At 73.2% G+C, this 18,731-nt stretch carries 16 protein-coding genes and 1 pseudogene; 6 read left to right on the top strand and 11 right to left on the bottom strand.

The window, feature by feature from the left end:
• Positions 1 to 28: 28 nt before the first annotated feature.
• Both FDM97_RS15945 and FDM97_RS15940 read right to left on the bottom strand, forming a co-directional pair.
• Entirely contained in the window at positions 29 to 352 is a 324-nt protein-coding gene (locus tag FDM97_RS15945) for a plasmid stabilization protein (RefSeq protein WP_137991065.1), read from the bottom strand.
• A gap of 75 nt (positions 353 to 427) precedes the next feature.
• The gene (locus FDM97_RS15940) at positions 428 to 775 is read right to left on the bottom strand and encodes a hypothetical protein (RefSeq protein ID WP_137991064.1); all 348 of its coding nucleotides are present in this window, start codon (positions 773 to 775) and stop codon (positions 428 to 430) included.
• Between the two features lie 151 nt (positions 776 to 926).
• Between FDM97_RS15940 and FDM97_RS15935 the strand changes: the two genes are divergently transcribed.
• Positions 927 to 3,302 carry a SpoIIE family protein phosphatase gene (locus FDM97_RS15935; RefSeq protein ID WP_254705616.1) on the top strand — a complete coding sequence of 792 codons (2,376 nt, stop codon included), beginning with the start codon at positions 927 to 929 and terminating at the stop codon, positions 3,300 to 3,302.
• A 96-nt stretch (positions 3,303 to 3,398) separates the two neighbouring features.
• Here the strand turns inward: FDM97_RS15935 and FDM97_RS15930 are convergent, their stop codons facing one another.
• A complete protein-coding gene (locus tag FDM97_RS15930; RefSeq protein ID WP_137991062.1) occupies positions 3,399 to 6,371 on the bottom strand; it encodes a HAMP domain-containing protein in 2,973 nt (990 codons plus the stop codon).
• 107 nt (positions 6,372 to 6,478) lie between these two features.
• On the bottom strand, positions 6,479 to 6,994 hold the full coding sequence (locus FDM97_RS15925; RefSeq protein WP_137991061.1) for an ATP-binding protein: 516 nt from the start codon (positions 6,992 to 6,994) through the stop codon (positions 6,479 to 6,481).
• Between the two features lie 129 nt (positions 6,995 to 7,123).
• On the opposite strand from FDM97_RS15925, the pseudogene FDM97_RS15920 reads away from it, so the two are divergent.
• Positions 7,124 to 7,996, top strand: a pseudogene (locus FDM97_RS15920) (SigB/SigF/SigG family RNA polymerase sigma factor); the annotation flags it as partial.
• 115 nt (positions 7,997 to 8,111) lie between these two features.
• Here the strand turns inward: FDM97_RS15920 and FDM97_RS15915 are convergent.
• From FDM97_RS15915 to FDM97_RS15905, 3 genes are all read right to left on the bottom strand, one after another.
• On the bottom strand, positions 8,112 to 8,567 hold the full coding sequence (locus tag FDM97_RS15915; RefSeq protein WP_254705615.1) for an ATP-binding protein: 456 nt from the start codon (positions 8,565 to 8,567) through the stop codon (positions 8,112 to 8,114).
• A 21-nt stretch (positions 8,568 to 8,588) separates the two neighbouring features.
• A complete protein-coding gene (locus FDM97_RS15910) occupies positions 8,589 to 8,948 on the bottom strand; it encodes an STAS domain-containing protein (protein ID WP_137991058.1) in 360 nt (119 codons plus the stop codon).
• 111 nt (positions 8,949 to 9,059) lie between these two features.
• Positions 9,060 to 9,302 (bottom strand): DUF5133 domain-containing protein, encoded by a 243-nt coding sequence (locus FDM97_RS15905; RefSeq protein ID WP_137994848.1) that lies wholly within the window; start codon positions 9,300 to 9,302, stop codon positions 9,060 to 9,062.
• A 164-nt stretch (positions 9,303 to 9,466) separates the two neighbouring features.
• Here FDM97_RS15905 and FDM97_RS15900 point away from each other — a divergent pair, with 164 nt between their 5' ends.
• The 4 genes from FDM97_RS15900 (at position 9,467) to FDM97_RS35810 (ending at position 13,304) form a co-directional block, all read left to right on the top strand.
• A complete protein-coding gene (locus FDM97_RS15900) occupies positions 9,467 to 10,504 on the top strand; it encodes an NAD-dependent epimerase/dehydratase family protein (RefSeq protein ID WP_137991057.1) in 1,038 nt (345 codons plus the stop codon).
• A 111-nt stretch (positions 10,505 to 10,615) separates the two neighbouring features.
• A complete protein-coding gene (locus tag FDM97_RS15895; RefSeq protein WP_137991056.1) occupies positions 10,616 to 11,113 on the top strand; it encodes a rho GDP-dissociation inhibitor in 498 nt (165 codons plus the stop codon).
• Between the two features lie 271 nt (positions 11,114 to 11,384).
• Entirely contained in the window at positions 11,385 to 12,260 is an 876-nt protein-coding gene (locus FDM97_RS15890; protein ID WP_137991055.1) for a universal stress protein, read from the top strand.
• 156 nt (positions 12,261 to 12,416) lie between these two features.
• A complete protein-coding gene (locus FDM97_RS35810) occupies positions 12,417 to 13,304 on the top strand; it encodes a CAP domain-containing protein (RefSeq protein ID WP_175439136.1) in 888 nt (295 codons plus the stop codon).
• A 28-nt stretch (positions 13,305 to 13,332) separates the two neighbouring features.
• On the opposite strand, the gene FDM97_RS15875 is transcribed toward FDM97_RS35810, so the two are convergent.
• The 4 genes from FDM97_RS15875 to FDM97_RS15860 form a co-directional block, all read right to left on the bottom strand.
• Positions 13,333 to 14,946: a sigma-70 family RNA polymerase sigma factor gene (locus FDM97_RS15875; RefSeq protein WP_137991054.1), complete on the bottom strand. Its 1,614-nt coding sequence runs from the start codon at positions 14,944 to 14,946 to the stop codon at positions 13,333 to 13,335.
• A gap of 88 nt (positions 14,947 to 15,034) precedes the next feature.
• Entirely contained in the window at positions 15,035 to 15,325 is a 291-nt protein-coding gene (locus FDM97_RS15870; protein WP_137991053.1) for a hypothetical protein, read from the bottom strand.
• Between the two features lie 96 nt (positions 15,326 to 15,421).
• Positions 15,422 to 17,641, bottom strand: coding sequence for an NADP-dependent isocitrate dehydrogenase (locus FDM97_RS15865; RefSeq protein WP_137991052.1), 2,220 nt, complete (start codon positions 17,639 to 17,641; stop codon positions 15,422 to 15,424).
• 45 nt (positions 17,642 to 17,686) lie between these two features.
• Positions 17,687 to 18,706, bottom strand: a complete 1,020-nt coding sequence (locus FDM97_RS15860) for a phosphatase PAP2 family protein (RefSeq protein WP_137991051.1) — start codon at positions 18,704 to 18,706, stop codon at positions 17,687 to 17,689.
• Positions 18,707 to 18,731: the final 25 nt, after the last annotated feature.

Genomic DNA, 18,731 nt, shown 5'->3' with positions numbered 1-18,731 from the left:
GGCCGACCAGTGGCCGACCAGTGGCCGATCAGTGGCCGAGGGAACGCTTCAGTTCGGCCTTGTTCATGGACGAGCGTCCGTGGATGTTGCGCCGCTGGGCCTCCGCGTAGAGCTGGTCGTAGGTCGGGCCCTCGGAGCCGCTGTGCGAGCGCTTCCCGCCGCGGCGGGAGGAGGACATGTCCTGCGTGGAGCTGCGGCTCGCGGTCTTCGACTCGCCCGACCGGGCTCGTTCCTTGTTGACCGTGCGCGCGGCGATCTCCTTGGCACGCTTCTCGCTCTCACCTCGTTCCCGTGCGCTCTCCTTGATGTGCTCGTACTGGCGCTCGCGCTTGGAGCTCGATCCGCGCGGCATGACGTGCTCCTCTCCTTCGTCGGTCAGGTCCTTCGCCGGTCGAGCGAACCGGATCTCCCGCGTCGCGGTCCCGTGTCACTTCGGCCACGACTGGGGCTTCACCCGCCGGGACCAGCGCATGACCAGACGCAGCAGACCGCACAGGGTCAGCACCCACACGGCCGCGAAGGCCCAGATCAGGGCAGGCTCGCCGGTCGCGACGGCGAGGGCCAGCAGGCCGAGGGTCAGCACGCCGAGCAGGGCGACGCCCAGCGCCGGCAGGTGCCCGCGCAGACCGTGCCGCACGCCGTCGCGCCCACGGGCGCTCCCTCCCTCGCGTCGCATCGTGCGCAGTCCGCGCTCCAGCGATTCGTCCTCGCTCAGCGACTCCTCGATCTCGGCCAGGATGCGCCGCTCACGTTGCGAGAGACGGGCCTCGTCCATCGCCGACACCTCCCACCAGGACGCCGGATCCGTTCCTTCCGGCGAGTACCCCGACAGGCGTTGTTCAGACACCGGGACGGCGCGGACCGATAGAATCCGTATCGGGTGCGATCATTCCGGACAACCACACGGTGGAGGGACGGGAGGAGTCGTGACGACGTCTGCGGCGAGGCCTCCGGGGCCCGGCACCACCGGCCTGTCGGCCGAGAACAGGCGGCTGCGAGCCGAACTCACCCGCCGGCATCTGATCGATCTGGCCACCGGCGTCCTCGCGGCCCAGCTGAGCGCGTCCCCCGCCGACGCCGCGGAACACCTCGACTCCCTCTCCCACGCGACGGGCCTCGGCATCGAGGATCTCGCCGCCGACATCGTCAACGCCGTCGCCGGACCCACCCCGAACGGACCCACCCCGAACGGACCGAGCGCCACGGGATCCACCGCCACGGAGGCCACCGACCGCGCCCCCGACCGCGACCCCCGCACGGCCGGGTTCACCGCCCCCTCGCACGCGCAGACGGCCTACGAGTCCACGTCACCGTCGCCCGTCGTGTTCAGCACGCCGGAGGAGCGTCGGGCGCGCCGCGCGGCCGCCGCGGCCGAGACGATGGACACCGTGGGCGAGGCGGCGCGTGCCCTGCTGGAGGGCGGCCTCGTCCCGCTCGGCGCGGAGAGCCTCTGGCTCTGGCGCCGCGACGCGTGGGGATGTCTGCGCCTCGCCGGACAGGCCGGCGTGGGGGCCGCGGAGGCGGCCGCCTGGCAGTGGATCCCCCCGGCGGCGCCTCCCGCGTTCCGCGCGGTCCTCTCCCACGGCACGCCCGTCTGGCTGGATTCCGGCCCGGAGCCGGGCGACGTCCTGCCGGGGCCCTCGCCGGACGCCGCACGGGCCCTGTTCCCCCTGCGCGTACGCGGCTCGACGGTGGGCCTGGCGCTGGTCGTGTGGCCCCGGCCCCTCCCGTTCGACGACGGCCTGAAAAGGGCCCTGGTGGGTCTGACGGACGTGGCGGGAACCGTCCTCGACGCGGCCGACTCCTCCCCGTCGGACGCTCCGGTCCTGGTGGACGTGCTGGACGCCCTCGTCCATCCGGCGATGCTGCTGCGGGTGGCGCCCGCCACCTCGCCGCCGACGGTCGAGCACCTCAACGAGTACGCCACCGCGGCCATCGGCGGCGCGCCCCCAGCCGAGGACCGTTCCCTCTCCCTGGCCCTCCCCCAGGTCCACGCGGATCTGGCCCATCTCGCGCGGCGCGCCCAGCGGACCGGGCGCACCCAGCGGGTGGCACGGCTGCCCGCGTCGACGGCAGCCGGGCAGCAGGACTCCACCCCGCTGCTCGACGTACGCGTCCTGCCGGCCGGCGCAGAGCGGGCGGTGGTGCTGTGGCATGCCGCCACCGACACCGGACTCGCCTCGGAGCGCGCGGTGGCCCGGCTGCAGAGCGTGGCCCTCTTCCAGGACAGCCTGACCGGCGGCGACACGGTGTGGTCGGAACAGGCGTACGCCATCTTCGGCATGGCCCGCGACGAGCCGGCCGTGCCCCTGCTCGGGCTGCGCGGGCTGGTGCACCCGGACGACGGGGAGGCGCTGACGGAGCTGCTCAGGACGCTGGTGGAGCGGCGCACGGGCGCGCAGACGGTGCTGCGCATCGTCGTCGGCGACCGGACCGTGCGCCATGTCCGGGTGGCGGCGGAGCCGCTCCTCGACGCGGGCGCGGTCACCGGCATCGCCGGCGTGTACCAGGACGTCTCCACGAGCCGGCGCACCGAGGCGGCGCTGACCGCGACCTTCGACCAGCTGACCGCCGTACGGACCCGGGCCGAGCTGCGGCACCAGGTGGCCCTGCAGCTGCAGCAGGCGATCGTGCCCGAGGTCCCCGATCTACAGGAACTGCCGGGCATGGTGGTGGCGGCCCGCTACCGGCCGGCGGCCGAGGAGTACCGGGTGGGCGGCGACTGGTACGACGTCCAGCCGCTGCCCAGCGGCAAGGTCCTCGTGACGGTCGGCGACGTCGCGGGGCACGGCATCGACTCCGTCACCGGCATGGTGGCGCTGCGCAACGCCCAGCGTGGCCTCGCGTGCACGGGCGACTCCCCGCGACGGCTGATGGAGTGGCTCAACGAGATGACGCTGCGCACGAGCGGGTACCCCACGGCGACCGCGGTGTGCGCGCTGTACGACCCCGAGGACCGCAGCCTCGTCTGGTCCAGCGCCGGGCATCTGCCGATGCTGTTGCTGCGCGAGGGCATGGCGCGGCTGCTCGACCCGCCCCAGGACATCCTGCTCGGTGCGGTGCCCTCGTACGCGTATCAGGAGCTCACCACCTTGCTGCGGCCCGGCGACACGCTGCTGCTGTACACGGACGGGCTGGTCGAGCGGCGTCACGACGGTCTCGACCACGGGCTGGCACAGCTGACCGCGGCGGCCGAACGGCTCAGCGGCTACCCGCCGAACGAGCAGGTGGAGCGGCTGCTCCGCGCGGCCACCGGCGACACGGACGACGACACGAGCATCGTCGCCGTGCTCGTACGGTGACGCCCGTGGCGGCTATCGCGGTGACGCCCGTGGTGACGGCCGCGGCGGCGACCGCGGCGGGGCCGCGGACGCCCGGGGGACGAACCCCGCCCGGCGTCAGGAGGCCAGCCACTGGCGGACCTTGGCCATCAGCTCGTCGGCGTCGACGGGCTTCGCGACGTAGTCGCTGGCCCCGGCGGCCAGGGCCCGGGCCCGGTCGCCCGGCATGGCCTTGGCCGTGACGGCGATGACGGGGAGGTGGGAGCGGCCTGGCAGGTTCCGGATCGCCTCGGTGGTGGCGTACCCGTCCATGCCGGCCATCATGACGTCCATCAGGACCAGTTCGACCTCGTCGTGCTCTCCTAGGAGGTCGAGACCGGCCCCGCCGCTGTCGGCCTGGAGCACCCGGACGCCGTGGCCTTCCAGGACTTCGGTGAGCGCGTAGACATTGCGCACGTCGTCGTCGACCACGAGGACGGTGCGGCCCGCGGTCTTCGGGTCGTGGCGGCCGATCGCCGCCGTGCCGGTGCTCCTGTCCGCGTCCGTGTCCGCGCCGGCGGCCACCGTGCCCGGCCCGGACGGCTCGCCCTCCGGCGCCGGCCGGGGGACGGGCAGGTAGAAGGTGAACCGGCTGCCCCGGCCCGGAGTGGAGCGGACGTCGATGGCGCCGCCGAGGAGCCCCGCCACCTCGCGGCTGATGGAGAGCCCGAGTCCGGTGCCGCCGTAGCGGCGGGCCGTGGTCCCGTCCCCCTGCTGGAAGGCGCCGAAGATCCCCTCGAGCCGCTCGGCGGGGATGCCGACACCGCTGTCGCTGACCCGGAAGGCGAGTGCCGGTCCGCTGTCGCGCAGTGCGGGCGGCGGTTCGTCCGGGCCAGCGTACTCGATGGTCAGCTCCACTCCTCCCTCGTCGGTGAACTTCAGCGCGTTGGACAGCAGATTGCGCAGGATCTGGCGCAGTCGCGACTCGTCGGTGGTCAGCTCCTCGGGCACGTCCGAGGAGACGGTGACGGAGAAGGTCAGCCCGCGCTCGTCCGCCACGGGTCCGAAGGTCGCCTCCAGGTACTCCAGGAGCTGGTGGAGCGCGAACCGTTCGGGCCGGATCTCCATCTTGCCCGCCTCGACCTTGGACAGGTCGAGGATGTCGTTGATCAGCTGGAGCAGGTCGGAACCGGCCGAGTGGATGACCTCCGCGTAGTCGACCTGCTTGTCCGTCAGGTTCCCCTCCGGGTTCTGGGCGAGCAAGCGGGCCAGGATCAGCAGGCTGTTGAGCGGGGTGCGCAGCTCGTGGCTCATGTTGGCCAGGAACTCGGACTTGTACATGGAGGTACGGGAGAGCTGCTGGGCGCGCGCCTCCAGCTCCTGGCGGGCCTGCTCGATGACGAGGTTCTTGGACTCGATGTCCTTGTTGCGTTCGGCGAGCAGCGCCGCCTTCTCCTTCAGTTCGGCGTTGGAGCGCTGCAGTTCCTGCTGCCGCGCCTGCAACTCCTGGGAGCGGGAGCGCAGTTCGTCGGTGAGCCGCTGGGACTGGCCGAGGAGTTCGTCGGTACGGAGGTTGGCGACGAGCGAGCTGACGACGGCTCCCGCGGTGTCCACGAACTGTTCGAGGAAGTCGCGGTGGATCGCGGTGAAGGGCTGGAGCGAGGCGAGTTCGACGGCGCCGAGGACCTGGTCCTCTACCACGATCGGCAGGATGATCAGCATGCCCGGTTCGCCGGAGCCCGCCGCCGAGGCGATGGTGGCGTATCCGGCGGGTACGTGCTCCACGACGAGCGTGCGCCGGTCGCGGGCGGCCTGGCCGACGAGCGACTGACCGAGGCGGAAGCGGCGGGGCGGTGCGTCCGGGTCGTCGGGGGCTCCGTAGGCCGCGGTCATGACGAGGTCGGTGCCGCGTTCGTCGTGGCGGGCGAGGAAGAAGGCTCCGTACTGCGCCGATACCAGGGGCGGCACCTCGGTCATGATGAGCTCGGCGATGTCGGTCGGGGTGCGGGTGCCCTGCATGAGGCCGGCGATCCGGGCGACGTTGGTCTTGAGCCAGTCCTGCTCCTCGTTGGCCCGGGTGGTGGCCCGCAGCGACTCGACCATCGCGTTGATGTTGTCCCGCAGTTCGCCGACCTCGCCGGGGGCGTCGGCCGTGATGGAGCGGGTGAGGTCGCCCTCGGCGACGGCGCTGGTGACCTCGGCGATGGCGCGGACCTGCCGGGTCAGGTTTCCGGCGAGTTCGTTGACGTTCTCGGTGAGCCGCTTCCAGGTGCCGGAGACGCCCTCGACCTCGGCCTGGCCGCCCAGCTTTCCTTCCGTGCCGACCTCGCGGGCGACGCGCGTCACCTCGGCGGCGAAGGAGGAGAGCTGGTCGACCATCGTGTTGATGGTCGTCTTCAGTTCGAGGATCTCGCCGCGCGCGTCGACGTCGATGCGGCTGGTCAGATCGCCCTGGGCGACGGCCGTGGTGACCTGGGCGATGTTGCGGACCTGGTTGGTGAGGTTGTCGGCCATGGAGTTGACGTTGTCGGTCAGGTCCTTCCAGGTGCCGGAGACACCGCGGACGGTGGCCTGGCCGCCGAGTTTGCCCTCCGTGCCGACCTCGCGGGCGACCCTGGTGACCTCCTCGGCGAAGGAGGACAGCCGGTCGACCATCGTGTTGATGGTCTCCTTCAGCTCCAGGATCTCGCCGCGCGCGTCGACCCGGATCTTCCGGGTGAGGTCGCCGCGGGCGACGGCGGTGGCGACCTGGGCGATGGACCTGACCTGGGAGGTCAGGTTGTCGGCCATGGTGTTGACGCCGGAGGTGAGTTCGCGCCACACCCCGCTGACGCGCGGCTCGCGGGCCCGGCCGCCGAGCAGGCCCTGCCCGCCGACCTCCCTGGCGACGCGGCTGACCTCGGAGGTCACCAGGGAGAGCTGGTCGACCATGTCGTTGTAGACGACGCCGATCTCACCGAGGATGCCTCCGGCGGAGTCCGGGAGACGGACGGACAGGTCACCGTCGCGTACGGCGGTGAGCCCGGCCAGGAGCTTGCCGAGCCCGTCCTCGCCGAGCTGTTCGGGGGGCACGCGCTGCTCGGACGCGGCCGGTCGGGGGGAACTCTCCATCGCGGACCTCGCGCGGGGCGGAGGGGTACGGCTGCGGTACGGATACGGCACGGGTCCCGGTCCGGGTACGGCGTGCGCCCGCACCGGTCCCGCTCCGCCCCTCCACTCTAGGCACGGCGTGAGCGGGAGGCAGTGTCAGCGGCGGACGAGGCCGCCGGTGCGCGTGCCCCTGCCGGTGCCACGACCACCTCGAACCAGACCGCCTTCCCCTCGCCGCGCGGCACGGAGCCCCACGCCGCGGAGAGCCGTTCGAGCAGATACAGCCCGTGTCCCGAGGAACGGCTCGCCCGGTGCGGGCCGTGCGGCCGGGGACGTACCGGGCTGGTGTCGCTGACCTGGACCCACAGCCGCGTGTCGGTGTGGTCGATGCGCAGTTCGTACGGAGTGCCACCGTGCGTGTACGCGTTGGTGACTACCTCCGAGACCAGCAGCAGGACGTCGTCGACGGCCGTGGCGACGGCGCCTCCCGCGTCGACGGCCGGACCGAACCAGTCCCGCAGCGCCTGACGGGCGAGATCGCGGCACTCCCCCACCACGCCCGGGCCGGCGCCCAATGCGAACCGGCGGCCTTGTGCCGTCGGACGGCGCTTCTGGCCGGGGCCCTCGTCTCCCGTCGTCGTCATACGGTGCCGCTGCCCGGACACACGGTGTCAAACCGTACCCAAAGGGAATGCTTCTGGCAGGACCCGACCGACGGACCCCCGCCGCCACCGCCCGGCGGCGAAGGCCCACGCCACCGTCGAGGGAGCCTTATGTCCACCCCGCGCAAGCATCCCGGCACCGCCCGCACCGAGGCGGAATCCGCAGCCGTACGCCGCCGCGCGCTGGACGGTCTGCCCGAGATCGACCGGCCCACCGAAGTGAGCACGACCGACGCGCAGACCCTGTCCACCGCGCTCTTCGCGCGTCTGGAGACGCTGGAGGAGGGCACGCCCGAGCACGCGTACGTACGGAACACCCTCGTCGAGCTCAATCTCAGCCTGGTGAAGTTCGCGGCGCGCCGCTTCCGGAACCGGGCCGAGCCGACGGAGGACATCATCCAGATCGGGACGATCGGCCTGATCAAGGCGATCGACCGGTTCGAGGCGGGCCGCGACGTGGAGTTCTCGGCGTTCGCGCTGCCCACCATCGTCGGCGAGATGAAGCGCTTCTTCCGGGACACCAGCTGGGCCGTCCAGGTCCCACGGCGCCTCCAGGAGCTGCGCATCGAGCTCGCGAAGGCCGTCGACACGCTGGAGCAGCGACAGGGCCGCCGCCCGACCCGGGCCGAGCTGGCCGCGTATCTGCAGATCGGCGAGGAGCGTGTGGCCGAGGGCGAACAGGCGTCGAACGGCTATGTCGCCCGCTCGCTCGACACCCCGGTGGGGGACGACGAATCGGCCGTCACCGCGGGCGCGCGGCGCCTCGGCGAGGAGGAGCGCGCCTTCGAGCTGATCGACTCGCTGGAGTCGCTCAAACCGCTGATCGCCCGGCTGGACTCCCGGGATCGCCAGATCCTCGCGCTGCGCTTCGGCGCGGAACTCACCCAGGCGCAGATCGGCGAACGGCTCGGCCTTTCGCAGATGCACATCTCCCGGCTGCTCGCCCGGATCCTGGACGAGCTCAGAACGGGACTCCTGGAGGACCGCCCCGACCACGCGCCGGTGAGGGCCACGGCCGATCACGCGCCCGTCCGGGCCACGCACGCCCCGGTCCGGGCGGCCACGCCCGCGCGCCGCGCCACGCCCCCGCGCTCCCGCGTCAAGGCCGGCCGGAGCGGCGCCACGGCGGGCGGGAGGGGCGGCTGACCTCCAGCCAGACGACCTTGCCGCGCTCACGCGGCTCGGAGCCCCAGTCCCCCGCCAGCCGGTCCAGGACCATCAGCCCGTGACCGCCCGGCAGCGACGGCGCGCGGGGCTGCCGCCGCCTCGGATGCTCGGGGTTGTTGTCGAACACCTCGACCCGCAGGTGGTCGTCACTGTGGCGCAGGACGAGCTCCTCGGGGCCGCCCGCGTGCAGACAGGCGTTGGTGACGACCTCCGAGACCAGCAGCAGGACGTCGTCGACCCGCTCCTGCGCCTCGTCGTTCTCGGCCGGGATCCAGCCCCAGTCGGTGAGTGCCTCCGTCGTGAAGTCGCGGCAGCGCATCACCACGCCCTTGGTCCCGAACAGCACGAGCCGCCGGACCTGGCCCTCGTCCACGGCGTTCTCGCCCACCGCTCCCTCCGCCATCCCCCGTCACCCGGTCGCCCGTCGGTCCGTGAGCGCCTCGGCCACGTCCTCGTACACCCGGAACACGGTCCGCGCCCCCGTGATCTCGAACATCCGGGCGACGGGCGGGCGCAGTCCCGCCAGTTCCAGCCGCCCGCCCGCCTCCAGGGCGTGCAGGCGGGCCCGCAGCAGCACGTTCAGCCCGGTCGAGTCGCAGAACCGCAGCCCCTCGCAGTCGACCAGGATCCGCACCGCGCCGGTGCGTTCCTCCAGTGCGCTTCTCAGCGCGTCCGCGGTGTCGTGGTCGAGCTCCCCGGTCAGGGACAGCACCACGGCACCGGGCTGCGGCCCGGGGGCCGCCGTGACGGCGAACCGCTCCGACGCCATGGGATCGCCCGCCTCCCTCCGCTCTCCTCGCCCCTCGCAGAGGGGCCTATACCTCTCATGCCCCGGAACGCGGCTCTTGCCCCATCGGCAGCGCCCGGGGAACGGATCCGTTCAGGAGCCGGCGAGTCCTTCCAGCGTCTGCCGGGGCGCGGGGCTCGTCCTGCCCACGTACCGCTCGGCGGCGTGCACGGCCTCGCGCGCGGTCCGCTCCCCCATCAGCACGCACAGCGTGTACGCCGTGTCCTCGAAGCGCCTGCGGATCGACAGGTCGCACGGCCTGGCCAGGACCGCCCGTTCCTGGGCCCGGTAGTGGCGCAGCAGCCGGTCGATCGTGTTTCTGTCGGGAAGCAGCATCATGTCCTCCTGGCACGCCCCCCTTCCCTCGGTCCTTCCCTCGGTCGCTCCATATTCGGGTCACGGAGTCACCCGCGCGACCCGCGCGAGCACACTCCGTCACGGACCGCTCGTGACACGGGCCCCGCGTGCGTATCCGGCGGGGATGGCGGAAGGTCGATTACATGAAGGCGAGTGAGGGACTGAAGGTGGTCGTCACCGGCGCGACGGGCAACGTCGGGACGAGTCTGGTACGGGCCCTGGAGCAGGAGCCCCGGATCGCCTCCGTACGCGGGCTCGCCCGCCGCAGACCCGCGCTGACCCTGGCGAAGACCGAGTGGGCCGAGGTGGACCTGTCGCTGGAGGGCGACGAGCCGCGGCTCGCGCAGTACATCGAGGACGCCGACGCGGTCGTCCATCTGGCCTGGCGTTTCCAGCCGACCCACGACCCGGTGGAGACCTGGCGTTCCAACGTCCTCGGCGCGCTGCGGGTCTTCGACGCGGTGGCGGCGGCGCGCGTCCCGATCCTGGTGTGCGCCTCGTCGGTCGGGGCGTACTCCCCGGGGCCCGGGAACGGGGCGGCCGTCTCGGAGTCGTGGCCGACCCACGGCTGGCCGGGCGCCGCGTACACCCGCGAGAAGGCGTATCTGGAACGGGTCCTGGACACCTTCGAGCGGGACCATCCGCAGACGCGGGTGGTGCGGATGAGGCCCTGCTTCCTCTTCAAGGAGGAGTCGGCGAGCGAGCAGCGCCGGATCTTCGCCGGCCGCTTCTTCCCCGGCGCACTGATGCGCCCCGAACTGCTGCCGCTCGTGCCCGAGTTGGCGGGGCTCCGTTTCCAGGCGCTGCACACCGACGACGCGGCCGACGCCTACCGCCGGGCGCTCGTGCGCGACGTCCGGGGCGCCTTCAACCTCGCGGCGGAGCCGGTGATCGACACCCCGGCCCTCTCCTCGCTCCTGGGCGCCCGGCCGGTGAAGGTGCCGACCGGGGCGGTACGGGGCGTGCTCTCGGCGGCCTGGAAGCTGCACCTGGCACCCGCCTCCCCGGATCTCCTCGACGCGGTCCTGCGCATACCCCTGCTCTCCACGGAGCGGGCCCGCCGGGAGCTCGACTGGGAGCCGTCCATGACCTCCCTGGAGGCCCTGGGCGCCTTCCTGCGGGGCGTGCGCGCGGGCAGCGGCGACGACACCGCTCCGCTCGCCGGGCGCCGCGTCGGCTGACGGGCCGCTGCCGGGCCCGGCCCGCATGTGCGGATGCGAATCGGGTAGGGGCGGGGCATCGCACACCGGCGGCCTCCTCGGCGAGGCCCTGTCCTGAGAGGCGCGCACACCATGGATTCCCTCGCCGGCGCGACCGCGGCCGTGCCGCTCAAGGAGAGGCGCACCGTCCGTCTGCTCGGCCTGTCGCTCCAGTTCACGGGACACGACGACATCTCCGTGCCGGTGCCCCCCTCGGCGACGGCGGCGGCCCCGTTCACGGTGAAGGAGGGCACCGAGTGCCGGGCCGTGGTGCGGTTCGGGGTGGACGGCCGGTCCGTGACCGGTCTGAGGGTGATCGACGTACGGAACAGAGCCGGGGCCGGGCGCAGGAGCGGGCCGGAGGCCGAGGGAGGGGCCGAGGTGGGCGGTCGCGAGGTCGTGCTCGGGGACTTCCGGCACGGCGGCCCCTACGAGCTGGCGCTCCCGCCCGAGCGCGTGCCGAACGGGCCCCGGGCACGCGGGCTGTACGACGTGCACGTCGCGCTGGTGGACGGCGAGGGGCGGGTGCTCGACCGGAGCGACTACCGCTTCGACGTCCAGAAGGACTGGGAACCGCTCGCCGCCACCTGAGGGGGGCTCTCTGACGTCTCGTCAGAGCCGGTCGGGGGCGGTCCTCCCCGTGGCGCTCGTGATCCGGACTCCGGGGCTTCGGGGCTTCGGGGCTTCGGGGCTTCGGGGCTTCGGGGCTCCGGCGGCGGGCGCGCCGGACCTCGGGCGGAGGACTGACGTACCGGCATGTCGGGACGTCCGGCCCTCTGATCACGCGGTGGAGGGGCACAAGCTGAACAGGAAAGGGTCCGCCGACGGGCGGGGCCCGCCAGGGAATGACGGAGGCAGCCTGATGAGTCGTGAGATCGTCGCAGGAGTGGACGGTTCGCCCGAGAGTCTCGCCGCGGCCGACTGGGCCGCCCGGGAGGCGCTGCACCGGCGGCTTCCCCTGCGTCTGGTTCACGCCTGGCGCTGGGAGCCCCTCGACATCCCCCTCGAACAGGACCGGGCGAGCCAGGAGCGGATGGCCGACGGCGTGCTGCGGGAGGCCGAGTCGGCCGTCGCCGGCCGGTATCCGGATCTCGCCCTCACCGCCGAGGTGCTGCCCGACACCCCGGTCGCCGCGCTGCTGAGCACCGAGGAGCGGGCGGAGATGCTCGTCATCGGCTCACGGGGGTACGGGGCGGTGGCCGGCTTCCTGCTCGGCTCCTACGGCCAGCAGATCATCGCGGCCGCGCACCGGCCGGTGGTGGCGGTGCGCTCGCGGGGCGGCGACGGCGGTGAGGAACCGGAGGGCGGCGAGATCGTCGTCGGTCAGCTGGGAGACGCGGAGGACAGTGCCCCCGCGCTGCGCTTCGCCTTCGAGACGGCGGCGGCGCGCGGCGCGTCCGTCCGGGCGGTACGGGCCTGGAGCCTGCCGCCCCTGTACGCGTACAGCCCCGCGTCGATGGCCCTGGCCGACGAGGCCGGGGGGCTCGTCCCGTACGAGGAGAAGGCGCTGCGCGAGGCCCTGGCGCCCTGGCGGGAGCGGTTCCCGGAGGTGCGGGTGGCCGAGCACGTGGAGATCGGCAGCGCGGGGCAGGTGCTGCTCGCCGCTTCGGGCTCCGCCCAGCTCCTGGTGGTCGGGCGCCGGGCGCGGCGCGGCGCGATCGGCCCGCGCATCGGTTCGGTGGCGCATGCGGCGCTGCACCTGGCGCCGTGCCCGGTGGCGGTCGTGCCGCACGAGTGAGACAACCGGCTCGAGCGGGGGCGGCGCGTCGGGTTGACGGAGCGAGTTGACGAGGGGTGTCGACGGCTCCCGGCCCGGAAAGTGTTATGCGCGTCGCCCCGGCGGCTCTCCCTTGCACCGGACCGTCCGGTGATCTCGGAGAAGAGAGCGGAGCCCATGCAGCACGATGACGAGCGCAGCCCCGACGACCAGCGGATGAACGGTGGCGGCCGCCACCGCAGAGGCGGAGGGGGTACGCGACGTCAGTCGCGCCGGATACCGTCGTTCCGTACGGCCGTGACCCTCGCGGGCGCGGCGACGGCCGTCCTCACGGTGGCCGCCGGGACGTACGCGGCCCTGGGGACTGCCACGCCCGGCACGGACACCCGTTCGGACGCGGTCGCCCTCACGAATGTGGCCCCCCACGCCGAGGGGGCCGCGCCGATGCCCGCGCCTTCCGCGTCCGACGCGCCCGCCGTACCTCCCCGGGCGACCCCGACCGCGCCTTCCGTACCGTCGTCCGTGACCGCGGCCCCGTCCGCGGCCCCGTCGGCGCCCCGGTCCGTGGGAGCGTCGCAGGCCCCGTCCGCGCCCTCGTCGCCGGCGGCCTCCGCCCGCCCGGTGCCTGCCCAGCAGAAGGCGGTGCCACCGGCGGCGGGAACCTCCACCAGCGGGAAGGCCGCGCAGTACATCGATCGGGTCGTCGCGCTCGCCAACGCCGAGCGGGCGAAGGCCGGGTGCGCCCCGCTGCGCTCCGACGGCCGGCTGCGCACCTCGGCCCAGGCGCACGCCGACGACATGGCGCGTCGCGACTACTACGAGCACAACAGCCCCGAGGGGCGGGACGCGGGCGACCGGATCAGGGCGGCCGGGTACGCGTGGTTCACCTGGGCGGAGAACATCCACCGCGGCCCGAAGAGTCCCGCGGAGGCGATGGAGGACTGGATGAAGAGCGACGGGCACCGCCGCAACATCCTCAACTGCTCCTTCAAGGACATCGGCGTCGGCGTGACGCTCACCGCCAACGGCCCTTGGTGGGTGCAGAACTTCGGCGTCAGGCGCTGACGGGGGCGGCCCGCCCGGCGGTGTGGGTTCAGGACGCGGGCGTGGCCAGCTTCTGCACCCACACCGTGCCGTCGGGTCCGGACACGGCGGCGACTCCGGTGTGCCGGTAGCCGCAGTCCAGCATGTTCCGCTCGTGCATCGCGCCGTCCATCCAGCCCGCGAAGACGGTGGCCGGGTCGGCCGTGCCGCGCGCCAGGTTCTCGGCCCAGCCGGACCACGCGTACCCGGCCGCCGAGATGCGGGTGTCGGCTGACTCGCCCTCCGGGCTGCTGTGCGCGTAGTAGCCGCGCCGAACCATGTCCCGGGCGTAGGCGCGGGCCGCCGTGGCGAGCTTCGGATCGGTGCGCAGCGGCGCGCAGCCCGCCTGCGCGCGGCGCTGGTTGACCAGGCGGGTCAGCCGTTCCTCGGCGGTAGGGGTCGGCGTCGCGTCGGGAGTCGGGGTCGGGGTCGGCGCGGTGGAGGTGGCCCGGCTCGGGCGGGGCGCGGGCGCGGCCGTCTGCTGCCGTACGGTGCTCGGCACGGGCGGCGGCGCGGCCGGCGTCCGTGGCGCGGGCTCGCCCGCCTCCGGCTGCGACGGTACGAGCAGGATGAGCCCACCGAGCACACCGAGCGCGACGACCCCGGCGGCACAGGCCCGCCGCGCCGTCGCCCGCCGCTCGGACGCCCGCCGCCGACGCGGCCCCGGGATCCGGACGCCCACCGGCTCCGGGGTGACCCCCGCGGCCCCGTACGGCCCCGTCGCCACACCCGCGTCCGGGACGGGTTCCCCCTCCGGTCCCGGCGTGTCCCCGTACGGCGTGTCCCCGTACGGCGTGTCCGCGTACGGCGTGTCCCAGGCCGCCGGCTCGGTCTCCGGTCGCACGTCGTCCAGGGCCCAGGTCAGCAGGGGCGGTACCAGGCCGAGGCCGACCAGGAGGCCCTCTGCGGGGGCCAGGTCCGAGCGGGCGCGGTCGCAGGCGGAGCAGGTGGTCACATGGCGGGCGAGGCGTTTTCGCCACAGGGGCGCCGGGTGCCCGTCCCAGTCGGCGGTCACCAGGGCCAGCTCCGCGCAGGGCGGCTTCGCGGCGAGCGCCCGGACGACGGCCCGCCCGGTCTCCAGCCGGTCCTTCATCCGCTGGACGCGGACCGCCGCGTGCGCCGGGGTGATGTGCAGCGCCTCGGCGAGCTCCGCGCGGCTCAGTTCGCCGCCCGCCTCCAGCCACCACAGGGCCAGGAGGTCGCGGTCGCCCTCGTCGAGCCAGCGGGTCGCCTCGGCGAGCTCGCGCCGCTGGCCGGAGAGACCCAGGCGCAGGATGGTGAGGTCGGCGAAGTCACCGCCGGGATCGGCCAGCTCGGCCGCCCGGTCGAGGCCGGGCAGCGGGCCGCTCTGCCGTTCGCGCCATCGCCGGCGGATCTGGTTCATCGCGATCGCGATCAGCCAGGACCGGAAGCGTTCCGGGTCGCGCAGCCCCGGCAGCCCGGCCAGGGCGCGGACCATCGTCTCCTGCACGACGTCGTCGACATCGGCGTGGCCGTCCAGCGCGCGGCCGACGATGTTGTAGACGAGCGGGAGCCAGGCGCGCAGGAGCCGCTCCCCGGCGTACGTGTCCCCGGCCGCGGCCGCGGCCACCAGTGCGGCCGCGCCGCGCTCGTCGCTGTGCATCTGCCTGCTCCCTCACGCCTGGGTCTGTCCGTCCTCGCCGTGAGGAGACCCGTGGGAGCGGGCGGGATAACACTTATTCGACGATGTCTTATGCCGGTGGATGGGGCAGATACGGCACGGTCGCCGCGTTCCCCGCCCGTACGGCTTCGACGGCGGCCTCGTGCAGTTCGCGGCTCTCCGCCTCCGAGGAGCACGGAACCGGACTGCCCGACATCGTGAACCAGTCGGAGGCGCCGCTGTACTGCACGGCCACGCGTGCTTCGCCCTCTGCAAAGGTGGTGTGAACGGTCAGGTCGCCCGTGACCGCACCGACTTCGTCGGTGAGCACCCCACCGCGCCCGGTATAGACCCCGGCGGTCGTCCATGATGCCCAGCTCATCCATCCAGGTTCACACCCGGATGCCACATGCGCCACCGACGAGGCCGCCCCGGCCGGAGGAATTCCGGCCGGGGCGGCCCTGGTGTCGCGCCGGGATCAGACGAGGGACGCGATGGCCTCGTTGAAGGTGGCGGACGGACGCATCACGGCCGCGGCCGTGGCGGCGTCCGGCTGGTAGTAGCCGCCGATCTCGGCCGGGGAGCCCTGGACCGCGATGAGCTCGGAGACGATGGTCTCCTCCTGCTCGGTGAGGGTCTTGGCCAGACCGGCGAAGGCCTCCGCGAGCTGCACGTCGTCGGTCTGCTTGGCCAGCTCCTGGGCCCAGTACAGGGCCAGGTAGAAGTGGCTGCCGCGGTTGTCGATACCACCGAGGCGACGGGTCGGCGACTTGTCCTCGTTGAGGAAGGTGCCGGTGGCGCGGTCGAGAGTGTCGGCCAGGACCTGGGCGCGGGCGTTGCCCGTGGTGGTCGCCAGGTGCTCGAAGCTGGCGGCCAGGGCGAAGAACTCGCCCAGGGAGTCCCAGCGGAGGTAGTTCTCCTTGACGAGCTGCTGGACGTGCTTCGGGGCGGAGCCGCCGGCGCCCGTCTCGAACAGGCCGCCGCCGGCCATGAGCGGGACGACCGAGAGCATCTTGGCGCTGGTGCCCAGCTCCAGGATCGGGAAGAGGTCGGTCAGGTAGTCGCGCAGCACGTTGCCGGTCACCGAGATGGCGTCCTCGCCACGGCGGATGCGCTCCAGGGAGAACGCGGTGGCCTCGACCGGGGAGAGGATCTTGATCTCCAGGCCCTCGGTGTCGTGCTCCGTCAGGTACTTGACGACCTTGGAGATCAGCTGGGCGTCGTGCGCGCGGTTCTCGTCGAGCCAGAAGACGGCCGGGGAGCCGGTGGCGCGGGCGCGGGTGACGGCGAGCTTGACCCAGTCCTGGATCGGGAGGTCCTTGGTCTGGCAGGCGCGGAAGATGTCGCCCTCGGCGACCTCCTGCTCCAGGACGACGTTGCCGGCGGCGTCGACGAGGCGGACGGTGCCGGCCGCGGCGATCTCGAAGGTCTTGTCGTGGGAGCCGTACTCCTCGGCCTTCTGCGCCATGAGGCCGACGTTCGGGACGGAGCCCATGGTCGACGGGTCGAAGGCGCCGTGGGCGCGGCAGTCCTCGATGACGGCCTGGTAGACGCCGGAGTAGCTGCTGTCCGGGAGGACGGCGAGGGTGTCGGCCTCCTGGCCGTCCGGGCCCCACATGTGGCCGGAGGTGCGGATCATGGCCGGCATGGAGGCGTCGACGATGACGTCGGACGGCACGTGCAGGTTGGTGATGCCCTTGTCGGAGTCGACCATGGCGAGGGCCGGGCCCTCGGCGATCTCGGCGTCGAAGGACGCCTTGATCGCGTCGCCCTCGGGGAGCGCCGACAGGCCCTGGAGGATGGTGCCGAGGCCGTCGTTGGGGGACAGGCCGGCGGCGGCGAGCACCTCGCCGTAGGCCGCGAAGGTCTTCGGGAAGAAGGCGCGCACCACGTGGCCGAAGACGATCGGGTCGGAGACCTTCATCATCGTGGCCTTGAGGTGCACGGAGAAGAGCACGCCCTCGGCCTTGGCGCGGGCGACCTGCTCGCTCAGGAAGGTGCGCAGCGCGGCGGCGCGCATGACGGCGGCGTCGACGACCTCGCCGGCGATCACGGCGAGCGGCTCGCGCAGCTCGGTGACGGTGCCGTCGGCGGCGACGTGCTCGAAGCGCAGGGTGCCGTCCTCGGCGATGACGGCGGACTTCTCCGTGGAGGCGAAGTCGTTCTCACCCATGGTGGCGACGCTCGTCTTGGACTCGGGGGTCCAGGCGCCCATGCGGTGCGGGTGCGTCTTGGCGTAGTTCTTGACCGACGCGGGGGCGCGGCGGTCGGAGTTGCCCTCGCGCAGGACCGGGTTGACGGCGCTGCCCTTGATCTTGTCGTAGCGGGCGCGGACGTCCTTGTCCTCGTCCGTCTGCGGGTCGTCCGGGTAGTCCGGGAGGGCGTAGCCCTGGCCCTGGAGCTCGGCGATGGCGGCCTTGAGCTGCGGGATGGAGGCCGAGACGTTCGGCAGCTTGATGATGTTGGCGCCGGGCGTCTTGGCCAGCGCGCCGAGCTCGGCGAGGGCGTCGTCGATGCGCTGCCCCTCTTCGAGACGCTCGGGGAAGCTGGCGATGATGCGGCCCGCCAGGGAGATGTCACGGGTCTCGACATTGACCCCGGCCGTCGAGGCGTAGGCCTGGATCACGGGCAGGAACGAGTACGTCGCCAGGGCGGGCGCCTCGTCAGTGTGGGTGTAGATGATGGTCGAGTCAGTCACCGGGTGTGCTCCGCTCCACGTCTGCGTCTGCGAGATTGCTCGACATCAAGATATCTCGTGATCGGGCTCGGCGGGAAAGGGCCCCGTCAGTCGGTACGGGACGGGGCGTGCGTCGAGGTCGACATGGCGCAGCAGACCCATCAGGACCAGGGTCGCGGCCGCGGCCGCCCCGATCGCGAGGGCGTGTCCGGACTGGTAGGCGAGGCGCGGAACGGCGGGGTCGCCGGGGTCCAGGGCGAACATCGAGTCGACGAGGAGGACGAGCCCGAAGCCGAGGCCTCCGGCGGCGGCGAGGGTCAGCGGGACGATCACGAAGAGGGCACGCAGGGGGTAGCGGCGCCTCCGGGCGGGGCCCACCCTGCCCCGCCGGGCGAGAAGGGCGAGGAGACCGCAGGCCACGGCGAGGACGAGCAGGTCGGCGCCGATGGCGTCGCTGGGCCGGTGCCAGCCCGCGGCCACGGTGTACGCGCCGACGGCCGTGGCCCACAGGGCGCACAGGCCCACGGCGAGACCGCGCGTCCGGTAGGGGACGACGAGCATGAGGCCGAACATCACGCTCATGGCGATCGTGGTGTGGCCGCTCGGGAAGCTGTTCTGGGTCAGGTGCGGGGGCGCGTCGGCCAGGTCGGGGCGGACCAGGAGATAGCGCTTGAGCAGCTCTGCGAGGACCAGGGAGACGGTGACTGTGCCGAGTGCGGCGAGGGTGAGCGCGTACCGACGGCGCAGCAGCCCGATGGCGGTCAGCACCAGCAGGGCGGCGGCGAGGGAGGAGATCGTGATGTGCTGCAGGGTGCGGTTCGCCTCGTGGGCGGCGGCCAGCGTCTCGTCGGTCAGCCGGCCCGCGAGCACGGCGTTCTCCCAGCGCTGGCCCGTCGCGGTCAGCACGAGCCCGGCGTAGACGACCACGAGGAGCAGGACCGAGCCGAGGGCGGCGCGCCGCATGCGCTTGCGGACGCGGGCGCTGAAGGAGTCGGCCGCTTCACCGGCGACGGAGGCGTACCACCAGGTGCCGGTCTCCAGGGGATGCGTGCTGCCGTCCGTGCGGAGCCTGTCGTTGGGAGCCATGCTCCGATTCGAACCCGGCGGGCTC

The organism is Streptomyces vilmorinianum, from assembly GCF_005517195.1.
Lineage (GTDB): Bacteria > Actinomycetota > Actinomycetes > Streptomycetales > Streptomycetaceae > Streptomyces > Streptomyces vilmorinianum.
This window is presented reverse-complemented; position numbering and strand designations above follow the sequence as displayed.

Coding starts and splice junctions, on each gene's coding strand:
- FDM97_RS15870 (WP_137991053.1), bottom strand. CDS start 15,325: ATGAGCTGGGCATCATGGACGACCGCCGGGGTCTATACCGGGCGCGGT.
- FDM97_RS15930 (WP_137991062.1), bottom strand. CDS start 6,371: ATGGAGAGTTCCCCCCGACCGGCCGCGTCCGAGCAGCGCGTGCCCCCC.
- FDM97_RS15900 (WP_137991057.1), top strand. CDS start 9,467: ATGAAGGCGAGTGAGGGACTGAAGGTGGTCGTCACCGGCGCGACGGGC.
- FDM97_RS15910 (WP_137991058.1), bottom strand. CDS start 8,948: ATGGCGTCGGAGCGGTTCGCCGTCACGGCGGCCCCCGGGCCGCAGCCC.
- FDM97_RS15890 (WP_137991055.1), top strand. CDS start 11,385: ATGAGTCGTGAGATCGTCGCAGGAGTGGACGGTTCGCCCGAGAGTCTC.
- FDM97_RS15945 (WP_137991065.1), bottom strand. CDS start 352: ATGCCGCGCGGATCGAGCTCCAAGCGCGAGCGCCAGTACGAGCACATC.
- FDM97_RS15940 (WP_137991064.1), bottom strand. CDS start 775: ATGGACGAGGCCCGTCTCTCGCAACGTGAGCGGCGCATCCTGGCCGAG.
- FDM97_RS15925 (WP_137991061.1), bottom strand. CDS start 6,994: ATGACGACGACGGGAGACGAGGGCCCCGGCCAGAAGCGCCGTCCGACG.
- FDM97_RS15895 (WP_137991056.1), top strand. CDS start 10,616: ATGGATTCCCTCGCCGGCGCGACCGCGGCCGTGCCGCTCAAGGAGAGG.
- FDM97_RS15905 (WP_137994848.1), bottom strand. CDS start 9,302: ATGCTGCTTCCCGACAGAAACACGATCGACCGGCTGCTGCGCCACTAC.
- FDM97_RS15875 (WP_137991054.1), bottom strand. CDS start 14,946: ATGCACAGCGACGAGCGCGGCGCGGCCGCACTGGTGGCCGCGGCCGCG.
- FDM97_RS15860 (WP_137991051.1), bottom strand. CDS start 18,706: ATGGCTCCCAACGACAGGCTCCGCACGGACGGCAGCACGCATCCCCTG.
- FDM97_RS35810 (WP_175439136.1), top strand. CDS start 12,417: ATGCAGCACGATGACGAGCGCAGCCCCGACGACCAGCGGATGAACGGT.